The organism is Hydrogenophaga sp. (genome assembly GCF_018780385.1).
GTDB lineage: Bacteria > Pseudomonadota > Gammaproteobacteria > Burkholderiales > Burkholderiaceae_C > Hydrogenophaga.
Genome location: NZ_JADMJO010000025.1, coordinates 113,930 through 125,779 on the forward strand (window position 1 = coordinate 113,930; position 11,850 = coordinate 125,779).

The 11,850-nt window shown below is 57.8% G+C and carries 6 protein-coding genes; 4 read left to right on the forward strand and 2 right to left on the reverse strand.

The annotated features are described in order from the left end of the window. Positions 1-20: 20 nt before the first annotated feature. The 3 genes from IV113_RS11350 to IV113_RS11360 all read left to right on the forward strand — a co-directional run bounded on the left by IV113_RS11350 (position 21) and on the right by IV113_RS11360 (position 8,282). A complete protein-coding gene (locus IV113_RS11350) occupies positions 21-956 on the forward strand; it encodes an iron ABC transporter permease (protein ID WP_291084718.1) in 936 nt (311 codons plus the stop codon). A 50-nt stretch (positions 957-1,006) separates the two neighbouring features. After that, positions 1,007-1,798 carry an ABC transporter ATP-binding protein gene (locus tag IV113_RS11355; RefSeq protein WP_363318608.1) on the forward strand — a complete coding sequence of 264 codons (792 nt, stop codon included), beginning with the start codon at positions 1,007-1,009 and terminating at the stop codon, positions 1,796-1,798. 1,198 nt (positions 1,799-2,996) lie between these two features. Further along, a complete protein-coding gene (locus IV113_RS11360; RefSeq protein WP_291084655.1) occupies positions 2,997-8,282 on the forward strand; it encodes a PAS domain S-box protein in 5,286 nt (1,761 codons plus the stop codon). Positions 8,283-8,500: 218 nt separating this feature from the next. Here the strand turns inward: IV113_RS11360 and IV113_RS11365 are convergent, their stop codons facing one another. Together IV113_RS11365 and IV113_RS11370 are read right to left on the reverse strand one after the other, a co-directional pair. Then, positions 8,501-9,943 carry a sensor histidine kinase gene (locus IV113_RS11365; protein ID WP_291084658.1) on the reverse strand — a complete coding sequence of 481 codons (1,443 nt, stop codon included), beginning with the start codon at positions 9,941-9,943 and terminating at the stop codon, positions 8,501-8,503. Beyond that, a complete protein-coding gene (locus IV113_RS11370; RefSeq protein ID WP_291084661.1) occupies positions 9,943-10,629 on the reverse strand; it encodes a response regulator transcription factor in 687 nt (228 codons plus the stop codon). The genes IV113_RS11365 and IV113_RS11370 overlap by 1 nt, the downstream gene beginning before the upstream one ends. A 104-nt stretch (positions 10,630-10,733) precedes the next feature. Between IV113_RS11370 and IV113_RS11375 the strand changes: the two genes are divergently transcribed. Further along, positions 10,734-11,816: a porin gene (locus IV113_RS11375; protein ID WP_291084664.1), complete on the forward strand. Its 1,083-nt coding sequence runs from the start codon at positions 10,734-10,736 to the stop codon at positions 11,814-11,816. Positions 11,817-11,850 lie beyond the last annotated feature (34 nt).

Sequence of the window (11,850 nt, forward strand, 5' to 3'; positions counted from 1 at the left end):
TGAGTATCGCGTTGTCAAGCGTGGTGGTGCTTACGCTTTTGTCGCTGGCTGTCGGTGCGGTCCCGCTGACACTGCACGACACTTGGCATGCCATATGGTCTGAAACCAGTCCATACAGCCATTTGGTCCTGCAGCTCAGAACGCCACGTGCTCTGCTGGCATGGCCAGTTGGTGCTGCATTGGCTGTCTCTGGTGCTTTGGTGCAAGGGGTAACACGCAATCCGTTGGCTGCACCGGACGTGATCGGAGTCACCAGCGGGGCCGGCCTTGCCGCCGCCTTTGTGGTGCTGGTGCTCGAAGACATGCCACTGTGGTTTCTGCCGTTGTCTGCGTTTGCCGGTGGCATTGCCGCAGCGCTGCTGGTCTACCGGTTGGCATGGCGCGGCGGCGTCAGCCCGATGCATTTGGTGCTGGTCGGCGTCGCGGTGACGCAATTGTTCGCAGCGGGGATTGACTACTTGGCCAGTGCCCAGTCAGACCGGGTAGCCCAAGCGGTGATCTGGCTTCGTGGCTCGCTGTGGGGACGCAATTGGGACCATCTGATATTGGCGTTGCCCCTGGTCCTGCTGTTGCCGGCGTCGCTGTTGCTCGCCCAGCGCCTCAATCTGCTGTCGCTGGGAGACCCTGCGGCGCAAGCGCTGGGAGTGTCCGTCAACAGTACACGCAAACAGGCTCTTCTTCTTTCGGTGCTGTTAGCCAGCGGTGCGGTGGCCGTTGCGGGCACCGTAGCATTCATAGGGTTGCTCGCACCGCACCTGGCGCGCCTGCTGGTTGGTGCCGATCAGCGCCGACTGTTACCGCTGTCAGCATTGCTTGGTGGCTTTCTGCTACTCGTGGCAGATACGCTGGGCCGCGGCTTGCTGTCACCACTGGAAGTGCCGGCTGGCATCATGACGGCGCTTCTTGGCGCGCCGTATTTCCTCCATCTTTTATCGCGCTACCGAAAGGTGATATGAATGCAAGGCTGTGTGTCGAGCGCCTGACACTGCATTACGGCTCCAGGCGAGTGCTGAACGAAATCACTCTAGCAATCGCAGACGGTGCTTTTACCGCGATCGTAGGCCCCAACGGCTGCGGCAAGTCCACATTGCTCAAGACCTTGCTGCGACTCTTGGTGCCAGGAGAGGGCAGGGTGTTGCTGGACGGACGGGACTTAGCCGCCATTTCCCCCCGGACCTTGTCTCGGCAGATCGCATTGTTGCCGCAGGGAGCAGAATCTCCGGAAGGGTTAACTGTAGAAGAGTTGGTGCTTTACGGACGCGCGCCACATCAATCATGGTGGGGTCGTGCAGGCCCCGTAGACCAATCTGCCGTGACACAGGCGATGGCCCATTCTGGCGTGACGGATTTGGCCGAGCGTCAGCTCCATGAGTTATCGGGCGGTCAACGTCAACGCGCGTGGCTTGCTATGGTACTTGCGCAGGAAACGGCCATCGTATTACTGGACGAACCAACAACGTTCCTGGATATCAACCACCAGCATGACCTGATGGAGCTGTTGGCCGGATTGAAACGTCAGGGGCGAACACTCGTGGCGGTGCTGCACGATCTCAATCAAGCTGCGCGCTATGCGGATGTGATGGTGGCAATGGGCCCCGATGGGCGTATTTATGACCAGGGACCACCACAACAGGTGATGACCGTGGCGATGATGCAGGCGATTTTCGGTCTGACCTGCCACGTCGACACTGACCCAGTCAGCGCCAGGCCGCGAGTCACCCCGCTTGCGAGCATCTCAGAGCCCGCAAAGCCGGACGTTGACTACGTGACGAGTCGGTCAAGATGGCAACTCGCATGAGCAATGGCATAACTGCAAATACCGGTTAAACGCGTATAGTCATTGAAAACCATGGATCAGCGGCTCACTCCATCGCAACTCGCGCTCTACCGTGCCGTAGACGAAGTACTTCACTACGTCTGGGACCCAATTGGTGTTTCGCGAATTCCTGAGGCCAGGGACGAATACCATGCGTACCTGCCAATCGTCTTTCAAATGTTGGTTGACGGCAATGACGCAGCGGAAGTCGCAAAGTACTTGAGCAGCGTCATTGTGGATCGGATTGGGCGCTCTCCAGATTTTCAACACAATACGAATATTGCAAAGCTGCTTGTTTCGTGGCGTCTCCGAGCTAGCTATATCCCATAGGGATTGTATTGAAAACTCCGTGCAGCTCTCGATGGCGTGAAAGCCAGCGAAGCAGAACAATCAGGTCATGAAGAAACAAGCCGAACTGGGCCTGAACCTGAGCACGAGGCGCTATCGCAAGGCGGTGAACCGCCGGCCCGTCTTCTTCTTCTTGGCTTCCTTCATGGTATCCACCTAATTAGTGGATACCGTCGTTGCCGCCTGAACCATTCCCTTCAAGAATGGGATGACCGTGCATACATGAACGCCCCCTATGGGTGGGGAGTTCATCCCTTCGCTTACCTTTTTGTGCTCATGCTCGACACAGAAGTCACATTCAAAATTTTCTTGAGGGAGTGGAAAACACGCTTAGTAAGGAAGTCCTCACATCTTGATGCAGTGTCCAAAGTTCCACGAAACAGCGAAAAGGCAGCGGATTCCACTTTTATTCAAGCGTTCATGTTCTTTGACAAAGATTACCCTTCCATGAGCATTGGGGATGATCGTCATCACGTTCTACGACTCACCATGGGAGCGTAAATTGGACTCAATGAGAGATCAGACAGGTCACCTTCGCGGTACGCATAAGATTTTTAGGCGGTGACGGTGCGCGCAGTTCATTCAAAGCGCAAAACTTAAAAATGCAATAAAACATTCCCATGAGCACATCGAAAACTGGCTGGTCTGATCGACGTCGCTGCCCGCGCTCTACAGCACAAAACCGTCCTCGAGGTGCTCCTTTTTTCCAGCCCGGAGCGATTCTTCAAGTCAACTGACATTCAGTCGACCATCGGCGTTTAGCGGTATGCCCTCATTCATTCGGTCAAGAAAATCCACACATCATCAATTTTCGCAACAGCGTGAGAGGCCTATGCTGTGGATAGCTGGCTTGTGGTCAATCGGCTTGATCCTCACGGCTGTGCTGACTGCCTTGCTGTACGACTATCAACAAGAGCGACTGCAATTCCGATTCAATTCAGAGCTTCAGCGAATCAGCGATGACATCCAGCGCCGCATTCAGACACCGGTCTATGGCTTGATGGGCGCCCGCGGGGTTTACGCCGCCACCGAATCCGTAAATCGGGCGGAGTTTGAGCGTTATGCTCAATCACGTAGCCTGGCAGTAGAGTTTCCGGGCGTTCGCGGTGTGGGTTTTATTGAAAGGGTGCAACGTCCAGAATTGGAAGCCTTTGTCAAACGCGAACAAGCCGACGGTATGCCCGGATTCGCGGTGCGCAGCCTTGGTAGCGTCGGGGATGACCTTTACTTCATCAAGTTCATCGAGCCGCTGACCAGAAACCACTCTGCCCTGGGGTTGGACGTGGGCTCTGAGGCGGTTCGGCGAGAGGGGGCCGAGCGTGCTGCGCGCAGCGGTCAGGCAGCACTCTCTGGCGTCATCCGCTTGGTACAAGACAACCAGTCTCGCCCCGGCTTTCTGATCTTCGTGCCGGTTTACCGGCGCGGGATGTCCTTGAATACGCCGGAGGAACGTCTGGCAGCCCTGCATGGATTGACGTACTCACCCATCGTCCTCGAAGAAATCCTGCAACCGAGCTTGACCTTGCTTCGCACTAGCGGTCTGAATATACAAATTTCTGACAAACCGATTGTTGAAGGTGGACAATCGCTTTTTGAAACCGGTAGCGTTTCTCAAAAGTCATTGCTGAGCGGAGAAGTTCCAATTTTCTCCCACGGCACTCGCCTGTTCATCAGGGCCCAGAGCACTCCAGCACTTGATGCCACCACCAACCTTCCGTTGGTCTATGGGTTGAGTGCCGCAGGCGCACTGCTCAGCACTCTGCTGTGCTGGGTGCTTTGGCTGCAGGCAACGGGTCGGATACGGGCCGAGGTTCGCGCCCAGCAAATGACATTGGACTTGCAGAAACTGGCCATGGTTGCGGAGCACACAGCGAACGCGGTGGTCATGACCGATGCAAATTTACGCATCACATGGGTCAATGAGGGGTTCACCCGTGTCTGTGGCTATACCTTGGAAGATGCGCTGGGTCGCACTCCGGGTGAACTCTTGGGGAGTGGACTGGCTGACCCCTCCTCCCTGAAACAGCTCAAAGATGCAAGCGAGCAAGGCGTGGCGTGCCGGGTGGAAATCCTCAACCGAGCCAAGGATGGCCACACGTACTGGATAGATACCGAAGTACAGCCCATTCGGGACAGCACAGGACAGCTGACCGGATTCATCGAAATCGGACTGGACATCACCCTTGAACGCGAGACTAAACTGCGCCTGGTGCAAGCGCTGTCAGAGTCAGAAGCGCAAAAACTAGAACTGGGTTTGCTAGCCCGCGTGGCGCGCGAAACCACCAACGCAGTGATATTGACCGGTCCAGAAGGTCTGATCGAATGGACCAACGAAGGCTTCACCCGCATCACAGGCTACACGCAGAAAGAAGCCCTTGGTAAAAAACCTGGAAACTTGTTGCAATGCCCCGAAACCGATCAACAAACGGTGGCGCATATCCGGGAGACAGTTGCACACGGTCAGCACTCGAAATCAGAAATCCTCAATCGCAGAAAAGATGGGCAGTATTTCTGGCTGGAGCTCGAAATCACGCCCTTGTTCGATACCACCGGGCGACACACCGGCTTTATGGCCATTCAGAGCGATGTGACGGACAAGCGCGAGGCGCTGGAGCGGCTCAAGCTAGTCGTTCAGGAGAAAGACTCTCTTATGAGAGCCATCCATCAAGGCACCATCTACTCGGTGGCCGACCTGCAAGGCAACATTGTTGATCTGAACGAAGAGTTCGTGCGCATCAGCGGCTACGAGCGAAATGAGCTGCTCGGTGTCAATCATCGGATACTCAAGTCGGGCAAGCAATCCGATGAGTTTTGGCGCAATGCCTGGGTCACCATCAAACGTGGTCAAGTGTGGCGGGGCGAGGTGTGCAACCGCAGCAAGCGCGGTCAGCTGTACTGGGAGGACTCCACCATCGTCCCTTTTGTAAGCGTCGATGGCTTGGTGGAGAAATACATTGCCATCCGAACCGACATCACCGAACAGAAGCGGGTACAAATCGAACTCGAATCCCAGCGCAGGCGGTTGGACAACATTCTCAAAGGGACACAAGCAGGCACTTGGGAGTGGCATGTTCCCAGCGGTCACATCATCTTCAACGAGCGTTGGGCTGAAATTCTTGGTTATCTGCTGGAAGAGCTTGAACCTACGACGATCGATACCTGGATGGGTCTGGTACACCCAGACGACCTGGGTTCATCAGATGAGTCGATGAAGCGGCACTTCAGCACTGAACTGGACTTCTACAAGGCCGAACTCCGCATGCGTCACAGCAACGGAAGGTGGATCTGGGTTCAAGTCCGTGGTCAACTCGCGATTCGTGAGCCCGATGGTTCGGCTGGTTGGATGTATGGCACCGCTATCGACATCACCGAACAACGTGAACGCGAACGCAAGATCGCTTCGGAAGAAATGCGCCTGCGCGCCATTTACGACGTTCTGCCGGTGGGTATATCCATCACCGATTCCGAAGGTCGCATCATCGACTGTAATCCGGCGTCGGAGCAGATGCTTTGCATCTCAAAGGCAGAGCACCTGAAGCGCAATCATGGGGGCAAGGAGTGGGTGGTCAACCGCGAGGACGGTACGCCCATGCCGGTGGAAGAGTTTGCCAGTGTGCGTGCTCTGACTCAAAAAACCGGGGTTCACGATGCAGTGATGCAAGTCATCACGGGTCCGCACAGCGCATGGCTTTCAGTCAGTGCCATGCCGGTTCAACATGAAGACTTTGGTGTGGTGATTGCCTATGTGGACATCACCGACCACAAGGCTCAAGCCGATGCACTGCTGGTCGCAAAAGACCAGGCAGAGCAAGCCAGCCTCTTCAAGAGCCAGTTCCTGGCCAACATGAGTCACGAAATTCGCACGCCCATGAACGCGATTCTGGGCATGCTGAAACTTTTGCACGACACTGCGTTGCAGCCGCGCCAGTTGGACTATCTGGAGAAAGCCACGGGTGCGGCCAAGTCGCTTTTAGGGCTGCTCAACGACATCCTGGATTTCTCTAAGGTGGAAGCTGGCAAGATGACGTTGGACCCCCAGCCATTCGATCTCGACCGGCTGTTGCGGGATCTGTCGATGATCTTCTCGACCAGCTTGGGTCACAAGCCGGTGGAAGTGTTGTTCGACATTGACCCGTGCGTACCTCGCGAGTTGTTCGGAGACAGCCTGCGATTACAGCAAATTCTGCTCAATCTGGGCGGTAATGCGATCAAATTCACATCCCACGGTGAGATCGTGCTGCAGGTCTGTCTTGAACGCCTCGAGGGAGATGTGGACCAACAGCGAGCCCGCGTTCGCTTCTCCGTGAAGGACAGCGGCATTGGTATCGCGCTGGAAAACCAGCACAAAGTCTTTGCTGACTTTACCCAGGCGGAGGCGTCTACCACCCGGCGCTTTGGTGGCACCGGGCTGGGTCTGTCTATCTGCCGACGACTGATCGAACTGATGGGTGGGCAGCTTCAGCTTGAAAGTGCCGAGGGCTGCGGTAGCACCTTCTCGTTCAGCGTGCTGCTGCCAGTGGTGCATGCCAAGACCCATGCCATCGAAGCACCAAGTTGCACGCAGAAAGAAACAGTGTCACAGAACACCCAATGCTTTCCCGTGCTGGTTGTGGACGACAACCCGGTGGCTCGAGAGTTGATCGCCAAGATGGGGGAATCTTTGGGTTGGCGGCTGGAGACAGCCGACAGCGGCGAAGCCGCGCTGGAACGCATCGCGTTGCGCACTGCTCGGAGAGAACCGTACCGCGCAATTTTTGTCGATGGGACGATGTCCGGCTTGGATGGATGGCAAACCAGCGCACGCATTCGTGCTCTATCTGCCAGCAGCGGTGACTCCGACGTCGTGCCTATCGTGATGATGGTCACGGCCCATGGCCGAGAAATACTTGCACAGCAAACTTCCGAGGTGCAAAGCCTGATCGACGGGTACTTGGTGAAACCAGTGACCGCATCTATGTTGCTCGATGCTGTGCACGCGGCTATGCAACCCCAAGAGGACAAGGCCAGCAAGCGCTCTTCAGTTCCAGTGGCACAGCCACTGAAGGGCCTGCGAATACTGCTGGTGGAAGATAACGCCATCAACCAACAGGTAGCCGAAGAATTGCTCAGTGGGCAAGGTGCATTGGTAGATATTGCCGACAACGGCTTGCGAGGTGTGGAAGCAGTGGAGGCGACCATGGCGAATGGCAAGCCTTACGACGCGGTATTGATGGACATGCAGATGCCCGTGATGGACGGCCTGGCTGCGACGCGCGTCATTCGCGAACGCCTGGGTTTTAGCGAGTTGCCCATCATCGCGATGACCGCCAACGCAATGGGCAGCGACCGTGAAGCCTGTCTGGCCGCAGGTATGGACGACCACGTTGGCAAGCCTTTTGACCTGGATCGACTGGTTGCCACTCTGCTGGGATTGAAGCTGGTTGAGCCTGCCGTTCATGCAGGGCATTCTCTGGAGTTGGCAACGCCAGATGGCATAAGCGAAGCTCACGAGCTCATCATCCACCAAGTCAAAAGAGGCCAGGCCAGGCCAAGTGGAGTGGCTCTGCTCAACCGCACCGATGCGCTCCAGCGCATGGGCGGCAGCACCAGTCTCTTGGACCGACTCAGCGCTCAATTTCTCGGTGATTTACCTAGATACATAAAAAGCTGCGAGTTAACTTTGTTGGATGAGCAGCGTGATCAGGCCAAGCGCTCGCTGCACTCACTCAAAGGAATGGCGGCCACCATTGGCGCTGATGCGCTTGCAGAAGTTGCAGGAGAAGAAGAACAACGCTGCGGGGCTGGTATGGAGATCAACATAGAGCAATTGCGTGATTTCGCTGCAAGGACCGAGCAGGCCTTACTCGAAGTTGGAGTAACGGCCCCTTCTGAAATTGCAACTGTTGATCACGTCGACGGTGAAGCAAGTAAGCCGTTGACCAATGCAGAGCGCGGAGTTCTAGAACGTTTACTGCTCTTGTTGCAGACGTCCGATCTGTCCGCCTTAGACGCCGTGGAGGAATTGCTGGCACTTGGTGCGGGCGATAAAACACGATGGGTTGCGTTAGATCGAGAGGTACAGAAATTGGCGTTCGACCGGGCCTCTGACCTTGTACGAAAGTCGCTGAACAGGAAATGATGTTTTTAATGATTCATTTCAACGGCCAGACCGCTAGAGAATCAGAGAATCAGAGAATCAGAGCACCAAAACGTCATCGCGTCGACCGATGCTCCGAACCCGATCGGCAGTTCACACTCTTATGTAGGAAGCGACTACAACAACCCCGGCTTACGACGTGAACCATGATCAGCGGGAGATCTTGACGGAGTCAAAAACATTCTCTGCAGTTTCTTTATTCAGGCGATTGAAGCCAACTGCAGACGCGTCGTGGCGTCGAGACCGGAGGCGTGGCCTAACAAGAAACGGTTTTCGAGATCGATGGTGCCTCCCAACGACTGCACGATCTCTCGGCAGATCGCCAAGCCCAGCCCGGAGCCCGCTGTGCTATTGCCCCGCTGCTGTTCGGTGGCGAATGGCTGGAATAGGCGCTCGCGCAGCGCGGCCGAGATGCCCGGGCCTTCGTCGCTGATGGTGAGCGCGGCGGTCCGTGTGTCCGCCACCAGCGACACGGTGAGCGCGGAGCCCGGGGGCGTGTTCTTGATGGCGTTGTGCAGCAGGTTGCGACTGAGCTCGCGCAGGGCCCATTCGTGGGCGCGCACCGGCGCGCTCTCGGTGGTGATGGAAAAGTCGAGCGAGCGCTCCGCGATGAGCGCTGACATGTCGAGTGCTACCAGCCGCACAACGGTAGACCAGTCGTGCACAGGTGCGCTTTTTTCTTGCCGCAGCTGCTCCACCTTGGCAAGCGCCAGCATCTGGTTGGCCAGTTCGGTGGCACGCTCTACCGTGTGGCCGATCTCATCGAGCGCCTGGCGCGGCTCTACATCGCCGCGTTGGGCCGACTGCACCTGCGTCTTGAGCACTGCCAACGGCGTGCGCAACTGGTGCGAGGTGTCGCGCACAAAACGTTTTTGGTGGTCCAGTAAATGTGAGAGACGCTGCATGTGCTGGTTGGTGGCGTCCAGCAGTGGCAGCAGTTCGCGCGGCGCGCCTGCGGTGGGCAGGGGCGACAGATCGTTTTCGCTGCGCGCACCCAACGCGCTGCTGAGGGCGCGCACCGGCCGCGTAGCGCGTTGCACCACGAACACCACAACAAGTGCGATCACCAGCACCAGTGCGGCCTGGCGCCAGAGCGTGTCAATCAGGATCTGTCGCGCCAGGGTCTCGCGCAACTCCAGCGTTTCGGCCACCTGGATGGTGGCCATGCCTTGTTCGTACACGCCCGAGACTGGTTGCAGCAGCACCGCCATCCGCACAGGCACCCCCTGGTACTCGTCGTCGTAGAAGTTCACCAGCGCCGCGTACAGGTTTTTCTGTGGAATGTCGCTGCGTCCTGGGGGCATATCGTCGAAACCCGAGACCAGTTCGCCTTGCAGACCACTTACGCGGTAAAAGATGCGGCTGCGGTTGTCGGCCTCGAAGGCTTCCAGCGCCGAATAGAGCACGGTGGATTCCACCCGCAGTTCGCTACCTGATCCGGTGACGCGCAGTTGCTCCCCGAGCGATTTGGCGGTGGCTAGCAGGGTGCGGTCGTAGGCGGTATCGGCGGCGGCCAGCGCCTGGCGGTACAGCACCACTGTGTTGATCAGCACAAAGACGAACACCGGCAACAGGATGCCGAGCAACAAGGTGCGGCGCAGAGATAGGGTGCGAGTCCTGTGGCCCGTGGCGCGAATGTGCATCAACTCTCGGCCTTAAGCAGGTACCCCAGGCCGCGCAGCGTGACGAGTTGCGCCCCGGTGTGGGCGATCTTCTTGCGCAGGCGGTAGGCCACCACTTCAATGGCCTCCGGTTGCACCTGGCTTTCACCGGGAAACACCAGCTCGAAGAGGCGCTCCTTGGCCATGGCGTGCCCTGGTTTGCCCAGCAGGGCTTGCAACAGGGACAGTTCGCGCGGCGCCAACTCCATGGGTTGACCGGCAAAGTACACCGCGCCGCTGTCTTTTTCCACGTGCATGCCGCACCACACCGGCCCCCGGTCGGCGTTGCCTGTAGTGTGGTCGGCGCTGCCGGAGCGGCGTACGAGGGCGCGCAACCGAGCCTCGAGCTCGTCGAGATCAAAGGGCTTAGGCAGGTAGTCGTCGGCGCCAGTGTTCAGCCCCAGGATGCGATCTCCCACTGTGCCGCGCGCGGTCAGGATGATCACTGGGGTCTCAAGACCGGCGGCGCGCGCTTGGCTCAGCACCAACAAGCCGTCCATGCCCGGCAGGCTCAGGTCAAGCAATACCGCATCGGGCAAGCTGGCCTGCCACAGTGCCAGCGCGCGGGCACCGTCGTCGCAGCTGAGCACCTGCATGCCGCGCCGCTCGAAGCTGCGCCGCAGAGTGGTCTGCATGGTCGCGTTGTCTTCGATCAGAAGCAGTTTCATTGAGCTGGATTATGGCCACGGGCCCAGCGCTTTCAGAGCGAACTACAGGGTTAGTACGGATGAGATGGACAGCGGACTGACAGCCTGCGAACCGAGCATGCAGCGTGTCCGATCACCGCGCCGGACGCATCAGGCTTGTTGCGGTTATCCATTCCACTTTTGAGGTCAATATGAAAAAAAATGCTATCGCCCTGGGCGTTCTGGGTCTGTTCAGTGGGCTGGTGTCTGCCCAGTCGTCCGTGACCTTGTACGGCGTCGTTGACGTCGCCTTGGAACGCGTCAAAGGAGCGACTTCTCTTACCCGCGTCTCGTCCGGTCAGCAGCAGGGTTCACGCTTGGGCTTTCGTGGCACCGAAGACTTGGGTGGTGGCCTCAAAGCCATGTTTGTTCTGGAGAGCGGCTTCAATGCCGACGTCGGCACATTCGGCCAAGGCGGCCGAATGTTTGGCCGTCAGAGTTTTCTGAGTTTGGGCGGTGGCTGGGGTGCTGTGCGACTGGGCCGCCAATACACACCAATGGACGACGTGGTCAGTATCGTCGGCACAAAGACCTACGACGTGTTGAGCGTGGTCCCGATTATTGGCAATGGTGACTACAACCGGGTCGACAACGCAGTGACCTACGTTTCTCCTACCGTTGGTAACACTGTGTTCCAGCTGCAGTACAGCTTGGGCGAGGAACGTGTCAGCACCAACACCAGCGCTGATTTCGCCAAGCAGGTCAGCGCACACGCGCTGTACGCCAATGGCCCGCTCACCGCGGGAATCTCGCTGATGCAAGTGACCGATGCAGATGGCGTATTGGCCGGCAAACAGGGCCGCGATGCTTTGCTTCTGGCTGGTGCATACGACTTTGGCAGCTTCAAGCTGTCGGCCTACTACGACGCCGAGGACAAGGCCGCAAAGAAGCTCAAGGTCTATGGCCTCTCCGCCGCATTCAAGTCTGGTGAGACCACGGTCTCGGTGGGTGCAGCGCAGGCCAAGGACGTGAACGGTTCAGCCGCTGCCGCCAGCGACGACGCACGCCTCTACACCTTGCAGGCCAATCACAACCTGTCCAAGCGCACCGCCATCTACGGCCACCTCACCGTGGTCGACAACGACACTGCTTCCGCGCTGGGCTTTAACAGCCCCGTAGCGGGATCGAATTCCAACGGCATTCAGTTCGGTTTGCGCCACCGCTTCTGAGCTCCACAGTCTCGCGGCAAGGGTTTTCCCTAGG